We start from the raw sequence: 19,558 nt of genomic DNA on the forward strand, positions 1-19,558 counted from the left end.
TAGGTTTAGTGCACCAGCATTCCGGTGAACCAGTAGGCCTGAGCCAAGGTGATCAAACCGACAATCGTTGCAAAGAATAGGCTGTGCTTGAGGGTGAAGCGGAACAGATCCGATTCCTTGCCCACCAACCCGGTCGCGGCGCAGGCCACGGCGATCGATTGTGGCGAGATCATTTTGCCGGTCACGCCGCCACTGGTGTTCGCCGCTACCAGCAGGGTGTCATTGACGCCGATCTGGTGTGCGGTGGTCGCCTGCAGCGAACTGAACAGCGCGTTGGACGAAGTATCCGAACCAGTGAGGAACACGCCGAGCCAGCCGAGGAATGGCGAGAAGAACGGGAAGGCCGCGCCAGTACCGGCCAGCACCAGCGCCATGGTCGAAGACATGCCGGAGTAGTTGGTGACGAAGGCAAACGCCAGCACCATGCCGATCGACAGGATTGGCCAGCGCAGTTCATAGAAGGTCTCTTTCAAAGTGGTCAGACCAGTTTTGAAATTGATCTTCAGCACCAGCATCGAGATCAGTGCGGAGAAGAAAATCGCCGTGCCCGTTGCAGAAATCGGGTCGAGTTTGAACACGGCCGGAATAGCAGTCGGAGCAGCCACGATCGGAGCAGTTTTGATCACCAGTTGATCAAGGTGCGGGATCGCGAAGTTGAACACCCAGCTGTACATCGAGCCGCCGGCGGCGAACATCGCTTTGAAAGGCTTCAGCGTCCAGATGGTCACCAGCACGGTGAGGATCAGGAACGGCGACCAGGCTTTGAAAATTTCCCCGAGGCTGTAAGGCGACGCCACGGTAGTGCGCTTCTGGCCGAAACCGCCGACGCTGGCGGTCACCACCGAAGCGGAAACGGCGCCGGCGATATGTTGGCCGGCAGCGCGTTTTGGCTGCCAGACTTTCAGAAACAGGGTCAGGGAAATCAGGCTGGCCAAGGCCGAAGTAATGTCCGGCAGTTCCGGGCCGATGAAGTTCGAGGTGAAGTACTGAGTGACGGCGAAACTCAGACCCGCAACCAGTGCAGCCGGCCAGGTTTCGCGCACGCCGCGCAAGCCATCCATCATGAACACCAGCCAGAACGGCACGAATAGCGACAGCAATGGAAGTTGGCGACCGGTCATGGCGCCGATCTTGAACGCGTCGATACCGGTGACTTGCCCGGCAACAATGATCGGAATCCCCAAGGCACCAAACGCCACCGGTGCGGTGTTGGCGATCAGGCACAGGCCGGCGGCGTACAGCGGGTTGAAACCCAGGCCGACAAGAAGTGCGGCAGTAATCGCCACCGGCGCACCGAAACCGGCGGCACCTTCCAGGAAAGCGCCGAAGCAGAAACCGATCAGCAGCACTTGCAGGCGCTGGTCGTCAGTAATCGATAACACCGAACTGCGAATGACCTCGAACTGACCACTTTTCACCGTCAGTTTGTAGAGGAACACCGCCGCGACAATGATCCAGGCAATCGGCCACAGACCGTAGGCGAAGCCATACCCGGCGGCGGCGAACGCCATGTCGACCGGCATCTGGAACGCGAAGATCGCCACGGCAATCGACAGGGCAAGGGTGATACTGCCGGCCACGTGGCCTTTGAGGCGGAACACCGCCAGCGCGAGAAAGAAGAAAACGATGGGGATGACGGCCGCGAGTGCGGACACGCCGAGACTGCCGAGCGGGCTGTAGAGCTGTTGCCAGGTTTGCATATGGGGTGGCCCCTAATTGTTGTTGGTCAGGCACTGTCAGCGTTTTTGGGTAATTGGTAAGACCAATTTACAATCGCTGTTGGCTAGGGTAAAAGCCTTGATGGCGGTGTGTCAATTTGTCGCCCTGAAACTTTTGTCGAACAAGCGGTGCAGATCGCATCTGATCCGGTTTCGGCAAGTAGCGTCTGGTAGGTGTCGGCAAGGCGCCGATAGGCCAGAATAGAGAGCCCGGCGAGCGGTCGGGATCGTGGAGAAATGAGTTATGGGGTTTGATCAGATTCGGCAGCGCCGTTTGTCTGACGATATCGTCGAGCGACTTGAGGGGATGATCCTTGAGGGCACGCTGAAGTCCGGCGAACGGCTTCCGGCGGAGCGCACGCTGGCCGAACAGTTTGGCGTATCACGGCCGTCGCTGCGTGAAGCGATTCAGAAACTGGCAGCCAAAGGTCTGCTGGTCAGTCGGCAGGGTGGCGGCAATTATGTGGTGGAAAGTCTGGGCTCGACGTTTAGTGATCCGCTGTTGCAGCTGCTTGAAAGCAACCCCGAGGCACAACGCGATCTACTGGAATTTCGGCACACTCTGGAGGCATCGTGCGCCTATTACGCCGCATTGCGCGCTACGGATGTGGATCGCGAGCGCTTGACCGCAGCGTTCGAAGAGCTGCAGGACTGCTATTCGCGTCACGATGAAGTCAGTCGGGCAGAGGAGGGCGCGGCGGATGCGAAATTTCATCTGGCGATTGCCGAAGCCAGCCATAACGCGGTGTTGCTGCACACCATTCGCGGGTTGTTCGATCTGCTCAAGCGCAACGTGGTCACCAACATCGGCGGCATGTACAAGCAGCGCACGGAAACCCGCGACATGCTGATTACCCAGCATAGGGAATTGTATCTGGCGATTATTGAAGGTCGTGCGGAGCAGGCGCGGGAAGTTTCCAGTCGACATATTTTGTATGTGCAGGAGGTGCTGGAAGAGGTGCGGCAGGAGGTTCAGCGCATGGCTCGGGCGGAGCGGCGCAAGGGTATGTGATCAGTTGTTTGTGCGTAGATTGTGCAATAGCTTTCGCGAGCAGGCTCGCTCCCACATTGAAATGCATTCCAAGGTGGGAGCGAGCTTGCTCGCGAATACGCTCTAAAGGCAGAAAAAATTAATCTTCCTTGCCTTTGTTGCGCACCGCACGCTGCAGCTCACGACCTGCGTCGCGCTCGCGCTCGGTATCACGCTTGTCGTATTCCTTTTTGCCCTTGCCCAAAGCAATTTCGCACTTGACCATGTGCTTGCTCCAGTACCAGGACAGGCAGACGCAGGCGTAACCCTTTTGCTGTACAGCGGCGGCGAGCTTTTCCAGCTCGCGGCGGTTGAGCAGCAACTTGCGCGTGCGCACCGGGTCGGCGATGACGTGGGTGCTTGCGGTCATCAGAGGCGTGATGTGGCTGCCGAGCAACCACGCTTCGCCATCCTTGAGCAGCACATAGCTGTCAACCAGCTGTAGCTTGCTTGCCCGCAGACTTTTTACTTCCCAGCCGGCCAGGACCAGACCAGCCTCGAACTTGTGTTCGATGAAGTAATCGTGTCGCGCCTTTTTGTTCTGCGCGATGGTCCCTGTTGGGTGTTTCTTCTGTTTAGCCATAGGGGCGGCATTATATGGAGATAAACGGCTGTCGGCTACGGTGATGCTGCGTGCTTGAGCAGGTTGAGTGAATCCCGGACAATGCGGCCTCTTTTTCTAACGCTTGGGCGTGATAAACGATGTCGACAGACAAGGTTTCTGTCCACGGCAGTTGGGCTAGCCGCTGGGTATTCATACTCGCCGCGACCGGTTCGGCCGTGGGACTGGGTAGTATCTGGAAGTTCCCCTACATGGTCGGGGTCTACGGCGGCGGCGCCTTTGTGCTGATGTTTCTGGCGTGCATCGCGCTGATCGGCATCCCGGTCATGCTCGCTGAAACCCTGATCGGCCGACGCGCCCGGCAAAGTCCGGCGAACGCCTTGAAGGTGCTGGCGCTGGAAGCCGGACACTCCGGAAAATGGTCGTGGGGAGCCTTCGCCGGGATGATCACGGCGTTGCTGATCCTGTCTTTCTATAGTGTGGTCGGTGGTTGGTCGCTGGACTACATCGTCGACATGGGCCGCGGTGACTTCCAGGGCGCGACGGCCGATCAGGTCGGCGCTTATTTCGGCAATGTCATCTCCAATCCATGGCGCCTGACACTTTGGCACACGATTTTCATGCTGCTGTCGGCCTTCGTCATCGCCAAAGGCGTGGTTGCCGGGCTTGAGCGCAGCCTGCGCATCATGATGCCGCTGCTGTTCGTGATGATTCTGGTGTTGCTGGGTTACAGCATGACCACCGGGCATTTCATGGAAGGCGTGCATTTCATGTTCGACTTCCACCCGGAAAAAGTCCTCGACGGTTTGTTGCCAGCGATGGGGCATGCGTTTTTCTCGCTAAGCGTCGGTGTCGGCTCGATCATGATTTACGGCGCTTACATGCCGAAGAGTTCGTCGTTGTCCGGCACGGTCGTCGGCGTGGCGCTGCTCGATACCTTTGTTTCGCTGGTCGCCGGTCTGGCTCTGTTCCCGATTGTGTTTGCCGGAGGCTTGAACCCTAGCGAAGGGCCTGGCTTGATGTTCGTCAGCCTGCCATTTGCTTTTGGTAACGTGGCTTTCGGGCAATTGATGGGCGTGGTGTTCTTTGTGCTGGTGGCGATTGCTGCCTGGAGTTCGGCGATCTCCCTGCTGGAACCAATGGTTGCCTATCTGGTTGAACGCACGAAAGTCAGTCGCGCCTGGGTTACTTTCTGGCTGGCGTTCATCTGCTGGTTCGTCGGTCTGGGCACGGTGTTCTCCTTCAATATCTGGAAGGAAGCCAAATTTTTCGTGAACGAAGGCGGGATGTTCCATCTCTACCAATGGGGTGCGCAGAGCGGTCTGGACTTCTTTGGCGTGATCGATTTCTTCACCTCGCGGATCATGTTGCCGCTCGGTGGCCTGTGTTTTGTGCTGTTTGCCGGATGGGTGATGGGGCGTGAAGCGGTACGCGACGAGTTGTCGATCCGCAATCCGGCACTGTTCGCCCTGTCTTTGTTCTTGATGCGCTACGTGGCGCCCATCGGCATTCTTGTAGTGTTTGCCGCTCAGCTCTGGAAGTAACGCTCACATGACGACACATATTCAACGATCGGCATTGCTGCCGTACCCGGCGCAGTTTATCTATGACCTGGTCAACGACGTGGCGCGCTACCCGGAATTTCTGCCATGGTGCTCCTCTGCAGAAGTGCTGGAAAGCTCGCCGGAACACATGCGCGCCAGCGTCGGTGTGGCCAAGGGCGGTCTCAGTCAGCATTTCGTGACGCGCAATACGCTGGTGCCGGGGCAGTCGATCGAAATGAACCTGGAAGAAGGCCCGTTCAACCAGTTGCACGGTGTCTGGGTGTTCAAGGTGTTGAACGAGAAGGCCTGCAAGATCAGCCTGGATCTGTCGTTCGATTACGCCGGGCCGCTGGTGCGCGCGACGTTGGGGCCGCTGTTCAATCAGGCCGCCAATACGCTGGTGGACGCGTTCTGCCAGCGCGCCAAACAGATGTATGGTTGAACCTGTGATCGAGATAGAAGTGGTGTACGCGACCGGTGATCGTCAGGTTTTGCGCTCGGTGAGCGTGCCGCCTGGGATGACGGTTCGGGCGGCAATGCTTGCATCGGGTATCGGTAGCGAGTTTCCTGAGCTGAATCTGACGGAGTGCCCGCTGGGCATCTTTGGCAAAGTGGTTGTTGACCCGGAATCGCGGGTAATTCAGGCGGGCGAGCGCATCGAGATTTACCGGCCATTGCTTGCTGATCCAAAAGAGGTTCGACGCTTGCGTGCAGCCAAGGCTGCCGAAGCGAAGGCCCGAAACGCGTAAAAGCCAAATCGCAGACAATAAAAAACCCGGGATTTCCGGGTTTTTTATTGTCTCGCCAATTATTGCGGCGAGGTATCCAGCGGCTCTGGTGTTGGAACCGGAACGGTTTCTACACCATCGACGTCCTTCTGGATCTGATCCAGCAAGGAACCTGGCTTGACCGGTTTTTCCGGTGTTGGCTTCTCGGCGTTTTCAGCAGGAGCGGTCACCGTAGTGCCACTATCCTTGCCGAGAATGGCTTCGTCACGGCTTACGCCCGGCATAAAGTCACCGGACAGGCTGACAAGCTGGTCGTTTGAGTTGAAAATAACGCTGATGCGTTCCTGTTGGCGTTCACCGCCACCCGGTTGCAGGCTGTACAGATAATCCCAGCGATCGGCATGGAACGTGTCGACAAGCAGAGGGTTACCCATGATAAACCGTACTTGCGGCCGGGTCATTCCCGGGCGTAACTGGTCTATCATGTCCTGCGTGACGACATTGCCCTGCTGGATGTCGATTTTGTAAACCCCGGGGAATGAACAACCGGCGAGTGCGAGCAGTCCCACAAAGGTGAAACTGGTTAGCAAGAGCTTGGTGTTTTGCATCGGTGGGCGACTTCCACTATCTTGGCTGGGACAACGTAAACGCCGATCATACCCGCATTAAGAGAAGCTGCGAAGCAGCATCGCGAGAAAGCTGACCATGGTTGAAAATAGCGAACTACGCAAAGCCGGCCTTAAAGTGACCCTGCCACGGGTCAAGATCCTGCAAATGCTCGACTCTACCGAGCAGCGTCACATGAGCGCCGAGGACGTCTACAAGGCGTTGATGGAAGCTGGCGAGGACGTCGGTCTGGCCACGGTTTACCGTGTTCTGACCCAGTTCGAAGCGGCTGGCCTCGTGGTCCGTCACAACTTCGACGGCGGCCACGCGGTATTCGAACTGGCTGACGGTGGCCACCACGACCATATGGTCAACGTGGAAACCGGTGAAGTCGTCGAATTCGTCAGCATCGAAATTGAAAAGCTCCAGAAGGCAATTGCCGAGGAGCACGGTGTCGAGTTGGTTGATCACAACCTGGTGCTGTACGTGCGCAAGAAAAAGTAAGCATGTCGCGCGAATTTCACGTTCGCGAAACGAACGAAGGCGACCCAAGGGTCGCCTTCGTGCTTTCTGTCATTGTCAAACCTTGGCGGTGACGACCATTTTTTTCGCGTGAGCCAGGGACTCTTTGGTCAGATCAATGCCGCCGAGCATGCGCGCCACTTCTTCTATGCGGTCGTTCTTGCTCAGTTTGGAGACGGCAGTGTGAGTCGCTTCTTCACCGCGCACCTTGTGCACGAACAGATGCTGATGACCCTGCGCTGCCACCTGAGGCAAGTGCGTCACGGTCAGTACCTGGCCGCGATCCCCGAGACGGCGCAACAGTTGGCCGACAATTTCAGCCGTCGGGCCACCGATGCCAACGTCCACTTCGTCGAATACCAGCGTCGGAACACGGGATGTCTGTGCGGTGATCACCTGAATCGCCAGACTGATCCGTGACAGCTCACCGCCGGAAGCCACTTTTGCCAGTGCCTTCAGCGGCTGGCCCGGGTTGGCGCTGACCAGCAATTCAACCTGTTCCAGCCCGTGGGGCAGCAACTCGTCACTGCTGTTGGCTTTTAATTCGATGGTAAATCGACCACCCGGCATGCCCAGTCGCTGAATCTCCTGCTCAACCGCGCTGGCGAGACTGCCGGCAGCCTGATGCCGCAAATCGCTCAGCTCTCGCGCCTTCTCTTGATAGTGGCGGGCGTACGAGGCCAGTTCTTCACCCAGGCGCTCGATGGATTCGTCGTTGGCGTTGAGGGTTTCGATTTCATCCAGCAACTTCTGCTGCATTTCGCCGACTTCGGTGGGTTGAATTCGATGCTTGCGCGCCAGGGTGTAGATCGCGTCGAGACGTTCTTCCAGATATTGCAAGCGTGCCGGATCGGCATCGAAGTTATCGAGGAAGCGATTGAGTTCGCCAACGGCCTCTTCAACCTGGATCTGCGCACTGGTCAGCAGGCTACTGGCTTCGCCCAGTGCGCCGACGGAGTTATTCACGCTCGACAGGCGGTTGAGGCTGGCGGTTAGTGCGTTCAGCACATTGCCGGAATCGCTTTCGCTGCATTGCTCGACCACTTGCCGGCAAATGCCCAGCAGCGTCTCGGCGTTGGTCAGGTTTTTGTGTTCCTGCTCCAGTTGCTCCAGCTCGTTGTCACCGAGGCCGAGGTTTTCCAGCTCTTCGAGCTGATAGCTGAGCAATTGATGGCGCGCACGTTGTTCGTCGCCGGAATTGGAGAGGCGCTCGAGTTCCTGGCGAGTCTGCCGCCAGCGCTGGGCGGCGAGCTGAACCTGGCGAGCCAGATCAGTAGCGCCGGCGTACTCGTCCAGCAGGCGACGATGGGTATCGGTTTTCAGCAGGGACTGGTGTTCATGCTGGCTGTGGATATCGATCAACAACTCGCCCAGAGACTTGAGGTCACCGAGTGGGCAAGGGGTGCCATTGATGTAGCCGCGCGAACGACCCTCCGACGTGATCACGCGGCGCAGGATGCACGGGCCGTCAGTCTCCAGATCGCGCTCGGCCAGCCAGGCACTGGCTTCAGGGATATCAGCCAGATCGAAGGTCGCAAGGATATCGGCCTTGTCGGCGCCGGGACGAACCACGCCGCTGTCGGCACGATCGCCGAGGGTCAGGCCCAGTGCGTCGAGCATGATCGACTTGCCGGCGCCGGTTTCGCCCGTGATCACGCTCATCCCGCGATCGAGTTCGAGATCGAGATGTTCAACGATGGCGTAGTTATGTACGGACAGGTGCACCAGCATAAAGGCCGCTCCCAGGCTTTAGGTCTGGTTATTTATACAGTGTTTTGTTTCTGGCTGACAATGCCCTCCCTTAGGTCGATTTGCTTGAACCGCAAATCTGCTTAGCGCATCGAGGAATGACAATGCGGCACTTTTTTGTAGGGTTAATGCTAGAAGGCCCTTGAAGCCTGATTTTGCGGCCCCATATATCGGGGCAGAAGCGCGAGTCAGGCTCGCGGACGAAATTGAAAGGAGAATTCTATGGCTGACGAACAGACAGTAGATACGCAAAACCCAGAAGCCAATCAGGCGCCCGAAGGTTCGGGTGATGACCTGGCGACCCGTGTACAAGTGCTCGAAGAGCAATTGGCCGCCGCGCAGGATCAATCTCTGCGTGTTGCTGCCGATCTGCAGAACGTCCGTCGCCGTGCCGAACAGGACGTCGAGAAGGCGCACAAGTTTGCCCTCGAAAAATTTGCCGGCGACCTGCTGCCGATCGTCGACAGCCTGGAGCGCGGCCTCGAGTTGTCGAACCCGGACGACGAAAGCATCCGCCCGATGCGCGAAGGTATCGAGCTGACGCTGAAAATGTTCCACGACACCCTCAAGCGTTATCAGCTGGAAGCGATCGATCCGCATGGCGAGCCGTTCAACGCCGTTCAGCATCAGGCGATGGCCATGCAGGAAAGTGCCGACGTAGAACCGAACAGCGTTCTGAAGGTGTTCCAGAAGGGCTACCAGCTCAACGGTCGCCTGTTGCGCCCGGCCATGGTTGTGGTCAGCAAGGCGCCTGCGCCAGTTTCGCCTTCGATTGACGAGCAGGCTTGAAATTAGCCGCAAGGCCCCCATTTAGAAGTCAAGCGTTTAAGTATTACCGCAGTCAGCCACCACTGCTGCGGCAAAAAAATCCAAAGTTTCGGGAGAGTTAACATGGGCAAAATTATCGGTATCGACCTGGGGACTACCAACTCCTGCGTCTCCGTGCTGGAAAACGGCAAAGCAAAAGTTATCGAAAACGCTGAAGGCGCGCGTACCACGCCGTCGATCATCGCTTACGCCAACGATGGCGAAATCCTGGTAGGTCAGTCGGCCAAGCGTCAGGCTGTAACCAACCCGCACAACACTCTGTACGCGGTAAAGCGTCTGATCGGTCGTCGTTTCGACGAAGAAGTCGTGCAGAAAGACATCCAGATGGTCCCTTACAAGATCGTCAAGGCTGAGAACAACGACGCCTGGGTAGAAGTGAACGGCCAGAAAATGGCACCGCCACAAATCTCGGCTGAAATCCTGAAAAAGATGAAGAAGACCGCCGAAGACTACCTCGGCGAGACCGTGACCGAAGCGGTGATCACCGTTCCGGCCTACTTCAACGACAGCCAGCGTCAGGCGACCAAAGACGCCGGCCGCATCGCCGGTCTGGACGTAAAACGTATCATCAACGAACCAACCGCAGCTGCTCTGGCTTACGGTATGGACAAGGCCAAGGGCGATCACACCGTGATCGTTTATGACCTGGGTGGCGGTACTTTCGACGTTTCCGTGATCGAGATCGCTGAAGTTGACGGCGAGCACCAGTTCGAAGTTCTGGCCACCAACGGTGACACGTTCCTCGGCGGTGAAGACTTTGACATTCGTCTGATCGACTACCTCGTTGACGAATTCAAGAAAGAAAGCGGCATGAACCTCAAAGGTGATCCGCTGGCCATGCAGCGCCTGAAAGAAGCCGCTGAGAAAGCCAAGATCGAGCTGTCGTCCGCTCAGTCGACCGACGTCAATCTGCCGTACATCACTGCAGACGCGACCGGTCCTAAGCACCTGAACGTGAAGATCTCGCGTGCCAAGCTCGAAGCACTGGTTGAAGACCTGGTTCAGCGCACCATCGAACCTTGCCGCATCGCCATGAAAGACGCAGGTCTGGACGTTGGCGCGATCAATGACGTGATCCTGGTCGGTGGTCAGACCCGTATGCCGCTGGTGCAGAAGCTGGTTACCGATTTCTTCGGTAAAGAAGCTCGCAAAGACGTTAACCCGGACGAAGCTGTGGCCATGGGTGCCGCGATTCAGGGTGCTGTTCTGGCCGGTGACGTGAAAGACGTTCTGCTGCTCGACGTTAGCCCGCTGACCCTGGGTATCGAAACCATGGGTGGCGTGATGACTGCGCTGATCGAGAAAAACACCACGATTCCTACCAAGAAATCGCAAGTGTTCTCGACTGCCGACGACAACCAGGGCGCAGTGACCATTCACGTGCTGCAGGGCGAGCGTAAGCAAGCCACTCAGAACAAGTCTCTGGGCAAGTTCGACCTGGCCGACATTCCACCAGCTCCACGTGGTGTGCCGCAGATCGAAGTGACCTTCGACATCGACGCTAACGGCATCTTGCACGTTGGTGCGAAAGACAAGGCGACCGGCAAGACTCAGTCGATCGTGATCAAGGCCAACTCCGGTCTGTCCGACGAAGAAATCGAGCGCATGGTGCGTGACGCCGAAGCCAACGCTGAGGAAGACCGCAAGTTCGAAGAGCTGGCCGCTGCCCGTAACCAGGGTGACGCACTGGTTCACTCGACTCGCAAGATGATTGCTGACGCGGGCGACAAAGTCACCGCTGAAGAGAAGACTGCGATCGAAGCTGCTGTGGTTGCTCTGGAAGCCGCTGTCAAAGGCGACGACAAGGCTGCTATCGAAGCCAAGGTTGAAGAACTGTCGAAAGTCTCCGCTCCGGTTGCTCAGAAGATGTACGCCGAACAGGCTCAGCCAGCTGATGGCGCAGCCCCGCAAGGCGAATCGGCTGAGAAGGCTGACGACGTTGTCGATGCAGAGTTCGAAGAAGTCAAAGACCACAAGTAAGTTGTTGGTCGGCCGGTTGACTGCCTTTAGGCAGTGACTGGTAGGATGTCGCCGCGCGGGAGCTAGCTCCCGCGTTGGCGTATCTGGAATACGCGAATTTTTACAGCATGCGACAAGGCTCGGATGTTGGCGGTATGGCTGAAGATGCTCCTGCTTTTCACGCCGCAAGTACCGCAAGAAACAAAGACCAGGATCGTTGAATTGACGTGAGTTGGGTCCGGGCCTGTATTGGGGCTCAACGAGTTTGGCCATCCTCAGGAGGGGTTTGCCGAACGTCCTCAAGAGTGCAGAAGACTTATGGCAAAGCGTGACTATTACGAAGTGTTGGGTGTTGAGCGGGGCACGAGCGAAGCGGACCTGAAAAAGGCCTATCGCCGTCTGGCAATGAAGCACCACCCCGACCGTAATCCCGGCGACAAAGCTTCGGAAGAGGCGTTCAAAGAGGCCAACGAGGCCTATGAAGTGTTGTCCGACTCGAGCAAGCGTGCGGCGTACGACCAGTATGGTCATGCCGGCGTCGACCCGAGCATGGGGGGCGGTGGCGCCGGTTTTGGCGGCCAGAACTTCTCTGACATCTTTGGCGATGTCTTCAGTGATTTCTTCGGTGGCGGTCGCGGTGGTTCCCGTGGCGGCGCTCAGCGTGGCAGCGACTTGCGCTACACCCTGGAGTTGAATCTGGAAGAAGCGGTGCGCGGCACGTCGGTGAATATCCGCGTTCCGACACTGGTCAACTGCAAGCCGTGCGATGGTTCCGGCGCGAAGAAAGGCTCCTCGCCATCGACGTGCCCGACTTGCGGTGGCATCGGTCAAGTGCGTATGCAGCAGGGTTTCTTCTCGGTGCAGCAAACCTGCCCGCGTTGCCATGGCCAGGGTAAGATCATTTCCGATCCGTGCGACTCCTGCCACGGTGACGGTCGCGTTGAAGAGTACAAAACCCTGTCGGTCAAAGTGCCGGCCGGCGTCGATACCGGCGACCGCATTCGTCTGTCCGGCGAAGGCGAGGCGGGTACGCAGGGCGGCCCGACGGGCGACCTGTACGTGGTCATCAATGTCCGCGAGCACGATATTTTCCAGCGCGATGGCAAGCATCTGTTCTGCGAAGTGCCGATCAGTTTCGTCGATGCGGCGCTGGGCGGCGAGCTGGAAATTCCGACCCTCGACGGTCGCGTCAAACTGAAAATCCCCGAAGGTACTCAGACCGGCAAGCAGTTCCGTGTGCGCGGCAAAGGCGTGGCGCCGGTGCGTGGCGGCGGTGCGGGTGACTTGATGTGCCGTGTGGCAGTCGAGACTCCGGTCAATCTGAACCGTCGTCAGCGCGAATTGCTGGAAGAGTTCCGCAGCTCGCTGGCCGACGACAATAGCCATTCGCCAAAAACCACCGGTTGGTTCGACGGTGTGAAGCGCTTCTTCGGCGATCTCTAAGGAGTCGGCATGCGACGTATAGCTGTGATGGGCGCTGCTGGGCGCATGGGTAAGATTCTGGTCGAAGCCGTGCAGCAGCGCGCGCCGCTGACCGGTTTGACCGCCGCCGTGGTTCGTCCTGGCAGCACGCTGATCGGCGTCGATGCCGGTGAGCTGGCGTCGCTGGGTCGCATCGGCGTGCCGTTGTCCGGGCATATCGAGGCTGTGGCTGAAGAATTCGATGTATTGGTCGACTTCACCCTGCCGGAGGTGATGCTGAAAAACCTCGCGTTCTGCCGCAAGGCGGGCAAGGCCATGGTTATCGGCACCACCGGGCTGGACGCTGCGCAGAAGCAGTTGCTGGCCGAGGCGGGCAAGGATATTCCGATCGTGTTCGCGGCCAACTTCAGTGTCGGCGTCAATCTGTCGCTGAAGCTGCTGGATATGGCGGCGCGCGTGCTCGGTGATGATGCGGATATCGAAATCATCGAAGCGCATCACCGTCACAAGATCGATGCGCCGTCGGGTACGGCGTTGCGCATGGGTGAAGTGATCGCCAGTGCACTGGATCGAGATCTGCAGAAGGTTGCGGTCTACGGTCGCGAGGGTCACACCGGCGCCCGTGAGCGTGACACCATTGGTTTTGCCACCGTGCGCGGCGGTGACGTGGTGGGTGATCACACCGTGCTGTTTGCCTGCGAAGGTGAGCGTCTGGAGATCACGCACAAGGCGTCGAGCCGCATGACGTTCGCCAAGGGCGCGGTGCGTGCGGCGTTGTGGCTGGACGGTCGCGAACCGGGTCTGTACGACATGCAAGACGTGCTCGACCTGCGTTGATACACTGCTGAACCCAGCGCAAACGCCCTGTTTGCGCTGGTTTTTCTCCGCTTGGCGACGACCTGTCGCATTCTCCAGCCTTTTCGGCTCTTTAGCGGTGGACCAAAAAAGCCTTTTTCTGTAAGCTACAGCTTTAGTGTGTCCACTAAAAGCGCGCAGAATAATTCAGTGAAGAAGCGGGGTGACGTGTCCATACGTCACTCCGCTTTTTTACAACCTGCGATCGCCCTTTCATGCGTTATTTACGGGAGGTCTTCTTGACTAAGCCAGCCATACTTGCCCTTGCTGATGGCAGCATTTTTCGCGGCGAAGCCATTGGTGCCGACGGTCAAACCGTTGGTGAGGTGGTGTTCAACACCGCAATGACCGGCTATCAGGAAATCCTTACCGATCCTTCCTACGCCCAACAGATCGTTACCCTGACCTATCCGCACATCGGCAACACCGGCACCACGCCGGAAGACGCCGAGTCCGATCGCGTCTGGTCCGCTGGCCTGGTCATCCGTGACCTGCCGCTGGTAGCGAGCAACTGGCGTAACACGATGTCCCTGTCTGACTACCTGAAAGCCAACAACGTTGTGGCCATCGCCGGTATCGACACCCGTCGCCTGACCCGCATCCTGCGTGAAAAAGGCGCACAGAACGGCTGCATCATGGCCGGCGACAACATCTCCGAAGAAGCGGCAATCGCTGCGGCGCAAGGTTTTCCGGGCCTGAAGGGCATGGATCTGGCGAAAGTCGTCAGCACCAAGACTCAATACGAATGGCGCTCGACTGTCTGGGATCTGAAGACCGACAGCCACGCGACCATCGACGCTTCCGAGTTGCCTTACCACGTGGTTGCCTACGACTACGGCGTCAAGGTCAACATCCTGCGCATGCTGGTCGAGCGCGGCTGCCGCGTCACCGTGGTGCCTGCACAGACTCCAGCCGCTGATGTGCTGGCACTGAAGCCGGACGGCGTGTTCCTGTCCAACGGCCCCGGTGATCCGGAGCCATGCGACTACGCGATCAAGGCGATCAAGGAAGTGCTGGAAACCGAGATTCCGGTATTCGGCATCTGCCTCGGTCACCAACTGCTGGCACTGGCCTCCGGCGCCAAGACCCTGAAAATGGGCCACGGCCACCACGGTGCCAACCACCCGGTGCAGGATCTGGACACTGGCGTCGTGATGATCACCAGCCAGAACCACGGTTTCGCGGTAGATGAAGAAACCCTGCCAGCCAACGTGCGTGCGATCCACAAATCGCTGTTCGACGGCACCCTGCAAGGCATCGAACGCACCGACAAGAGCGCGTTCAGCTTCCAGGGTCACCCTGAAGCGAGCCCGGGCCCGAACGATGTCGCGCCACTGTTCGACCGCTTCATCAACGAGATGGCCAAGCGACGCTAAGCGTTCGCCTTGAGACTGTAGAGAGAAGCCCTTCGAAGGCGGCCCCGATACCGGCGGCCCCTTCGAGACTTCAGAAATCGATCAAGACGGCTTGCCGACTGACCTGCGGATTTGAGTGACAAACCCATGCCAAAACGTACAGACATTAAAAGCATCCTGATTCTCGGCGCTGGCCCGATCGTTATCGGCCAGGCCTGTGAATTCGACTACTCCGGCGCCCAGGCCTGTAAAGCCCTGCGCGAAGAGGGTTACCGCGTCATCCTGGTGAACTCCAACCCGGCCACCATCATGACCGACCCGGACATGGCCGACGCCACCTACATCGAGCCGATCAAGTGGCAGACCGTTGCCAAGATCATCGAAAAAGAGCGTCCGGACGCGGTGCTGCCAACCATGGGCGGCCAGACTGCTCTGAACTGCGCCCTGGACCTGGAGCGCGAAGGCGTTCTGGAGAAGTTCGGCGTAGAAATGATCGGCGCCAACGCCGACACCATCGACAAGGCTGAAGACCGTTCGCGTTTCGACAAGGCGATGAAATCCATCGGCCTGGCGTGCCCGCGTTCCGGTATCGCGCACAGCATGGAAGAAGCCAACGCGGTTCTCGAAACCCTGGGCTTCCCGTGCATCATCCGTCCGTCCTTCACCATGGGCGGCACTGGTGGCGGTATCGCGTACAACCGTGAAGAGTTCGAAGAAATCTGCGCCCGAGGTCTGGACCTGTCGCCGACCAAAGAGCTGCTGATCGACGAATCGCTGATCGGCTGGAAAGAATATGAAATGGAAGTTGTCCGCGACAAAAAGGACAACTGCATCATCGTCTGCTCGATCGAAAACTTCGACCCGATGGGCGTACACACCGGTGACTCGATCACTGTTGCCCCGGCTCAGACCCTGACCGACAAGGAATACCAGATCCTGCGTAACGCCTCGCTGGCTGTACTGCGCGAGATCGGCGTCGAGACGGGCGGTTCCAACGTTCAATTCGGTATCTGCCCGAACACTGGCCGTATGGTCGTGATCGAAATGAACCCGCGCGTATCGCGTTCCTCGGCACTGGCTTCGAAAGCCACCGGTTTCCCGATCGCCAAAGTCGCCGCCAAGCTGGCGGTGGGTTACACCCTCGACGAACTGTCGAACGACATCACCGGCGGCAAGACCCCGGCGTCCTTCGAACCGTCGATCGACTACGTCGTCACCAAGCTGCCACGTTTCGCCTTCGAGAAATTCGCCAAGGCTGACGCGCGCCTGACCACCCAAATGAAGTCGGTCGGTGAAGTCATGGCCATCGGCCGTACTTTCCAGGAATCCCTGCAGAAAGCCCTGCGCGGTCTGGAAGTGGGCGTTTGCGGTCTGGACGAGAAGCTCGACCTGAGCAATCCGGAAAGCATGAGCGTGCTCAAGCGCGAACTGACCGTGCCGGGCGCCGAGCGTATCTGGTACGTGGCGGACGCTTTCCGCGCCGGCCTGTCGGTCGAAGACATCTTCGGCATGAACATGATCGACCCGTGGTTCCTGGTACAGATCGAAGATCTGATCAAGGAAGAAGAGAAGGTCAAAACCCTCGGTCTGTCCGCTATCGACCGCGACCTGATGTTCAAGCTCAAGCGCAAAGGCTTCTCCGATCAGCGTCTGGCCAAGCTGTTGGGAGTCACCGAGAAAAACCTGCGTACGCACCGTCAGAAGCTCGAAGTGTTCCCGGTCTACAAGCGCGTTGACACCTGCGCCGCCGAGTTCGCCACTGACACCGCTTACCTCTACTCGACGTACGAGGAAGAGTGCGAAGCCGCGCCGTCGGGTCGCGACAAGATCATGATTCTGGGTGGCGGTCCAAACCGTATCGGCCAGGGCATCGAGTTCGACTACTGCTGCGTACACGCCGCCCTCGCACTGCGCGAAGACGGCTACGAAACCATCATGGTCAACTGCAACCCGGAAACCGTTTCCACCGACTATGACACTTCCGACCGTCTGTACTTCGAGCCGGTAACCCTGGAAGACGTGCTGGAAATCTGCCGCGTCGAGAAGCCGAAAGGTGTGATCGTCCAGTACGGTGGCCAGACTCCGCTGAAACTGGCCCGCGCTCTGGAAGCGGCTGGCGTGCCAATCATCGGCACCAGCCCTGACGCCATCGACCGTGCCGAAGACCGTGAGCGCTTCCAGCAAATGGTTGAGCGTCTGAACCTGCGTCAGCCGCCAAACGCCACCGTGCGCAGCGAAGACGAAGCTGTTCGTGCTGCCGCGAAAATCGGTTATCCGCTGGTGGTGCGCCCGTCCTATGTACTGGGCGGCCGTGCGATGGAAATCGTTTACAAGGAAGACGAACTCAAGCGTTACCTGCGTGATGCGGTGCAAGTGTCCAACGACAGCCCGGTGCTGCTCGACCACTTCCTCAACTGCGCCATCGAAATGGACGTGGATGCGGTCTGCGACGGCAAAGACGTAGTGATCGGCGCGATCATGCAGCACATCGAACAGGCTGGCGTTCACTCCGGTGACTCCGCTTGCTCGCTGCCGCCGTACTCGCTGCCGGCGCACATCCAGGACGAGATGCGCGAACAGGTCAAGAAAATGGCCCTGGAACTGGGCGTTGTCGGCCTGATGAACGTGCAGCTGGCTTTGCAGGGCGAAGACATCTACGTCATCGAAGTCAACCCGCGCGCTTCCCGTACCGTGCCGTTCGTATCGAAGTGCATCGGTGTCTCCCTGGCCATGATCGCTGCCCGCGTAATGGCCGGTAAGACACTGAAAGAAATCGGTTTCACCAAAGAAATCATTCCGAACTTCTACAGCGTGAAAGAGGCGGTCTTCCCGTTCGCCAAATTCCCTGGCGTTGACCCGATCCTCGGCCCGGAAATGAAGTCGACCGGTGAAGTGATGGGTGTCGGTGACACCTTCGGTGAAGCATTCGCCAAAGCCCAGATGGGTGCCAGTGAAGTGCTGCCGACCGGCGGCACTGCGTTCATCAGCGTGCGCGACGACGACAAGCCTCTGGTTGCAGGCGTAGCCCGTGATCTGATCAACTTGGGCTTCGAAGTGGTTGCCACTGCCGGCACTGCCAAGCTGATCGAAGCCGCAGGCCTGAAAGTGCGCCGTGTGAACAAGGTGACCGAGGGGCGTCCGCACGTGGTCGACATGATCAAGAATGACGAAGTCACCCTGATCATCAACACCACCGAAGGTCGTCAGTCGATCGCTGATTCGTACTCCATTCGTCGTAATGCCTTGCAGCACAAGATCTATTGCACCACCACCATTGCTGCTGGCGAAGCTATCTGTGAAGCGCTGAAGTTCGGTCCTGAAAAAACCGTACGCCGCTTGCAGGATCTACACGCAGGATTGAAGGCATGATCAAATACCCAATGACCGTCCAGGGCGCTAAAGCCCTGGAAGAAGAACACGCTCACCTGACCAAGGTCGTCCGTCCGAAGCTCAGCCAGGACATCGGTACGGCCCGCGAGTTGGGTGACTTGAAGGAAAACGCTGAATACCATGCCGCCCGCGAACAGCAAGGTATGGTCGAGGCGCGGATTCGCGACATCGAAGGCCGGATTCAGAATCAGGTCATCATCGATGTCACGACCATTCCTCATACCGGCAAGGTGATTTTCGGCACGACCGTCGAAATCGCCAACGTCGAGACCGACGAAAGCGTCACTTACCACATCGTGGGTGAGGATGAGGCTGACTTCAAACTCGGCAAGATTTCGGTCGGCTCGCCTTTGGCCCGTGCCTTGATCGGCAAGGAAGAGGGCGATGTCGTCGCCGTGAAAACGCCGAGCGGCGTTATCGAGTACGAGATTGTCGAAGTCCGTCACATCTGAAAAAGGGCGCCCGCTGCATGCGGGCGCCATGCTTTGGCAGCTGACCCAGATGCTTTGGGTCGGCGGTCTATGGCTTATTCATCTTGGTTTGCAGCCGGCGCTGGGCAAGATTGGCCTGGCCCCCCTGCTGATCGATGAAGTCACCAGTGCATTTGAAATGCTGGTGGTGGGGTTTGCCGCCGCATGCGTTATTTTTCAGGCTTTGGTGCTGGTACAGGCCGAGGGCCTTGCCAGCCTATGGCGGGATTTTCGCGGGCAGGTGCTGCTGATGGCGTTGTATGCGTGTGCGATGTTTGTCGCAGTGCGTGTCGGCTGGCCGGATGCGCAGCGCTGGCAGGTGTTCAGTTATCTGGTTCTGGGCTTTTCCGGGCTGGTGCTGGTGATGCAACCGGTGCCGGGATGGAGTGGCAGGGTGCGCGAAGCACACCCTTGACCCTTGTCATCACTTGAAGCGATGAACGTTCGACAGCTGCTTGTTGACGCTGAAGTTCTTGCGGTAAACCAGTGCCATCTTGCCGATGACCTGCACCAGATCCGCTTTGCCAACCTTGCACAGTTCTGCGATGTGCGCCAGGCGCGACTCGCGATCAAGGATGTTGAGCTTGATTTTGATCAGCTCGTGATCCGCCAAAGCGCGTTCAAGTTCGGCTAAAACACCTTCAGTCAAACCGTTGTCAGCCACCGTCAAAACTGGTTTGAGGTGGTGGCCAATGGATTTGTACTGTTTCTTCTGCTCTGGAGTGAGCGGCATAATCTGACCCTTTCGTCTGGATTCTGTAAAATGGCGGCCATTTTACCCGAGGGCTCGTGGATCCGCCCAATTAATCACGACCCTTAT

18 protein-coding genes are annotated in these 19,558 nt (G+C 58.2%); 13 read left to right on the top strand and 5 right to left on the bottom strand.

Annotated features, from left to right (window positions below; genetic code table 11):
• Positions 1–5: 5 nt before the first annotated feature.
• Complete coding sequence (locus ACRRSD_RS19210) at positions 6–1,700, bottom strand: lactate permease LctP family transporter (RefSeq protein WP_122595216.1); 1,695 nt, start codon at positions 1,698–1,700, stop codon at positions 6–8.
• A gap of 262 nt (positions 1,701–1,962) precedes the next feature.
• On the opposite strand from ACRRSD_RS19210, the gene ACRRSD_RS19215 reads away from it, so the two are divergent.
• Positions 1,963–2,730, top strand: coding sequence for an FCD domain-containing protein (locus tag ACRRSD_RS19215; RefSeq protein WP_007915207.1), 768 nt, complete (start codon positions 1,963–1,965; stop codon positions 2,728–2,730).
• Positions 2,731–2,848: 118 nt separating this feature from the next.
• Here the strand turns inward: ACRRSD_RS19215 and smpB are convergent, their stop codons facing one another.
• Entirely contained in the window at positions 2,849–3,331 is a 483-nt protein-coding gene (gene smpB / locus ACRRSD_RS19220; RefSeq protein ID WP_007915208.1) for an SsrA-binding protein SmpB, read from the bottom strand.
• 119 nt (positions 3,332–3,450) lie between these two features.
• On the opposite strand from smpB, the gene ACRRSD_RS19225 reads away from it, so the two are divergent.
• The 3 genes from ACRRSD_RS19225 to ACRRSD_RS19235 are packed head-to-tail and all read left to right on the top strand — an operon-like array spanning position 3,451 to position 5,603.
• Positions 3,451–4,854 (top strand): sodium-dependent transporter, encoded by a 1,404-nt coding sequence (locus ACRRSD_RS19225; protein ID WP_007915211.1) that lies wholly within the window; start codon positions 3,451–3,453, stop codon positions 4,852–4,854.
• A gap of 7 nt (positions 4,855–4,861) precedes the next feature.
• A complete protein-coding gene (locus tag ACRRSD_RS19230; RefSeq protein ID WP_435034746.1) occupies positions 4,862–5,296 on the top strand; it encodes a type II toxin-antitoxin system RatA family toxin in 435 nt (144 codons plus the stop codon).
• Positions 5,289–5,603: an RnfH family protein gene (locus tag ACRRSD_RS19235; RefSeq protein ID WP_435034747.1), complete on the top strand. Its 315-nt coding sequence runs from the start codon at positions 5,289–5,291 to the stop codon at positions 5,601–5,603. Before ACRRSD_RS19230 ends, ACRRSD_RS19235 begins: the two co-directional genes overlap by 8 nt.
• Before the next feature lie 59 nt (positions 5,604–5,662).
• On the opposite strand, the gene ACRRSD_RS19240 is transcribed toward ACRRSD_RS19235, so the two are convergent.
• On the bottom strand, positions 5,663–6,190 hold the full coding sequence (locus tag ACRRSD_RS19240) for an outer membrane protein assembly factor BamE (protein ID WP_007915215.1): 528 nt from the start codon (positions 6,188–6,190) through the stop codon (positions 5,663–5,665).
• Positions 6,191–6,287: 97 nt separating this feature from the next.
• Between ACRRSD_RS19240 and fur the strand changes: the two genes are divergently transcribed.
• Entirely contained in the window at positions 6,288–6,692 is a 405-nt protein-coding gene (fur, locus tag ACRRSD_RS19245) for a ferric iron uptake transcriptional regulator (RefSeq protein WP_064119476.1), read from the top strand.
• A 75-nt stretch (positions 6,693–6,767) separates the two neighbouring features.
• Here the strand turns inward: fur and recN are convergent, their stop codons facing one another.
• Positions 6,768–8,441: a DNA repair protein RecN gene (recN, locus tag ACRRSD_RS19250; protein WP_435034748.1), complete on the bottom strand. Its 1,674-nt coding sequence runs from the start codon at positions 8,439–8,441 to the stop codon at positions 6,768–6,770.
• A 240-nt stretch (positions 8,442–8,681) separates the two neighbouring features.
• Here recN and grpE point away from each other — a divergent pair, with 240 nt between their 5' ends.
• The 8 genes from grpE to ACRRSD_RS19290 all read left to right on the top strand — a co-directional run bounded on the left by grpE (position 8,682) and on the right by ACRRSD_RS19290 (position 19,153).
• Positions 8,682–9,248, top strand: coding sequence for a nucleotide exchange factor GrpE (grpE, locus tag ACRRSD_RS19255; protein ID WP_122598517.1), 567 nt, complete (start codon positions 8,682–8,684; stop codon positions 9,246–9,248).
• Between the two features lie 102 nt (positions 9,249–9,350).
• Complete coding sequence (dnaK, locus tag ACRRSD_RS19260) at positions 9,351–11,267, top strand: molecular chaperone DnaK (protein ID WP_435034750.1); 1,917 nt, start codon at positions 9,351–9,353, stop codon at positions 11,265–11,267.
• A gap of 297 nt (positions 11,268–11,564) precedes the next feature.
• Positions 11,565–12,689, top strand: coding sequence for a molecular chaperone DnaJ (gene dnaJ / locus ACRRSD_RS19265; protein ID WP_122607580.1), 1,125 nt, complete (start codon positions 11,565–11,567; stop codon positions 12,687–12,689).
• 9 nt (positions 12,690–12,698) lie between these two features.
• Positions 12,699–13,505, top strand: a complete 807-nt coding sequence (gene dapB, locus ACRRSD_RS19270) for a 4-hydroxy-tetrahydrodipicolinate reductase (protein ID WP_435034752.1) — start codon at positions 12,699–12,701, stop codon at positions 13,503–13,505.
• 257 nt (positions 13,506–13,762) lie between these two features.
• Positions 13,763–14,899, top strand: a complete 1,137-nt coding sequence (gene carA, locus ACRRSD_RS19275; RefSeq protein WP_007915228.1) for a glutamine-hydrolyzing carbamoyl-phosphate synthase small subunit — start codon at positions 13,763–13,765, stop codon at positions 14,897–14,899.
• Between the two features lie 126 nt (positions 14,900–15,025).
• Entirely contained in the window at positions 15,026–18,247 is a 3,222-nt protein-coding gene (carB, locus tag ACRRSD_RS19280) for a carbamoyl-phosphate synthase large subunit (protein WP_007915231.1), read from the top strand.
• Complete coding sequence (gene greA, locus ACRRSD_RS19285) at positions 18,244–18,720, top strand: transcription elongation factor GreA (protein WP_003221530.1); 477 nt, start codon at positions 18,244–18,246, stop codon at positions 18,718–18,720. Before carB ends, greA begins: the two co-directional genes overlap by 4 nt.
• 28 nt (positions 18,721–18,748) lie before the next feature.
• Positions 18,749–19,153: an MFS transporter gene (locus ACRRSD_RS19290; RefSeq protein ID WP_435034754.1), complete on the top strand. Its 405-nt coding sequence runs from the start codon at positions 18,749–18,751 to the stop codon at positions 19,151–19,153.
• A gap of 9 nt (positions 19,154–19,162) precedes the next feature.
• Here the strand turns inward: ACRRSD_RS19290 and ACRRSD_RS19295 are convergent, their stop codons facing one another.
• Positions 19,163–19,471: a YhbY family RNA-binding protein gene (locus ACRRSD_RS19295; RefSeq protein WP_003221534.1), complete on the bottom strand. Its 309-nt coding sequence runs from the start codon at positions 19,469–19,471 to the stop codon at positions 19,163–19,165.
• Positions 19,472–19,558 lie beyond the last annotated feature (87 nt).

This window comes from Pseudomonas neuropathica (assembly GCF_051174785.1).
Taxonomy (GTDB): domain Bacteria; phylum Pseudomonadota; class Gammaproteobacteria; order Pseudomonadales; family Pseudomonadaceae; genus Aquipseudomonas; species Aquipseudomonas neuropathica_A.

Bases quoted from the DNA above. Each gene is read 5' to 3' on its own strand.
- ACRRSD_RS19210 (WP_122595216.1), bottom strand. From the start codon at position 1,700: ATGCAAACCTGGCAACAGCTCTACAGCCCGCTCGGCAGTCTCGGCGTG.
- ACRRSD_RS19215 (WP_007915207.1), top strand. From the start codon at position 1,963: ATGGGGTTTGATCAGATTCGGCAGCGCCGTTTGTCTGACGATATCGTC.
- smpB (WP_007915208.1), bottom strand. From the start codon at position 3,331: ATGGCTAAACAGAAGAAACACCCAACAGGGACCATCGCGCAGAACAAA.
- ACRRSD_RS19225 (WP_007915211.1), top strand. From the start codon at position 3,451: ATGTCGACAGACAAGGTTTCTGTCCACGGCAGTTGGGCTAGCCGCTGG.
- ACRRSD_RS19230 (WP_435034746.1), top strand. From the start codon at position 4,862: ATGACGACACATATTCAACGATCGGCATTGCTGCCGTACCCGGCGCAG.
- ACRRSD_RS19235 (WP_435034747.1), top strand. From the start codon at position 5,289: ATGGTTGAACCTGTGATCGAGATAGAAGTGGTGTACGCGACCGGTGAT.
- ACRRSD_RS19240 (WP_007915215.1), bottom strand. From the start codon at position 6,190: ATGCAAAACACCAAGCTCTTGCTAACCAGTTTCACCTTTGTGGGACTG.
- fur (WP_064119476.1), top strand. From the start codon at position 6,288: ATGGTTGAAAATAGCGAACTACGCAAAGCCGGCCTTAAAGTGACCCTG.
- recN (WP_435034748.1), bottom strand. From the start codon at position 8,441: ATGCTGGTGCACCTGTCCGTACATAACTACGCCATCGTTGAACATCTC.
- grpE (WP_122598517.1), top strand. From the start codon at position 8,682: ATGGCTGACGAACAGACAGTAGATACGCAAAACCCAGAAGCCAATCAG.
- dnaK (WP_435034750.1), top strand. From the start codon at position 9,351: ATGGGCAAAATTATCGGTATCGACCTGGGGACTACCAACTCCTGCGTC.
- dnaJ (WP_122607580.1), top strand. From the start codon at position 11,565: ATGGCAAAGCGTGACTATTACGAAGTGTTGGGTGTTGAGCGGGGCACG.
- dapB (WP_435034752.1), top strand. From the start codon at position 12,699: ATGCGACGTATAGCTGTGATGGGCGCTGCTGGGCGCATGGGTAAGATT.
- carB (WP_007915231.1), top strand. From the start codon at position 15,026: ATGCCAAAACGTACAGACATTAAAAGCATCCTGATTCTCGGCGCTGGC.
- greA (WP_003221530.1), top strand. From the start codon at position 18,244: ATGATCAAATACCCAATGACCGTCCAGGGCGCTAAAGCCCTGGAAGAA.
- ACRRSD_RS19290 (WP_435034754.1), top strand. From the start codon at position 18,749: ATGCTTTGGCAGCTGACCCAGATGCTTTGGGTCGGCGGTCTATGGCTT.
- ACRRSD_RS19295 (WP_003221534.1), bottom strand. From the start codon at position 19,471: ATGCCGCTCACTCCAGAGCAGAAGAAACAGTACAAATCCATTGGCCAC.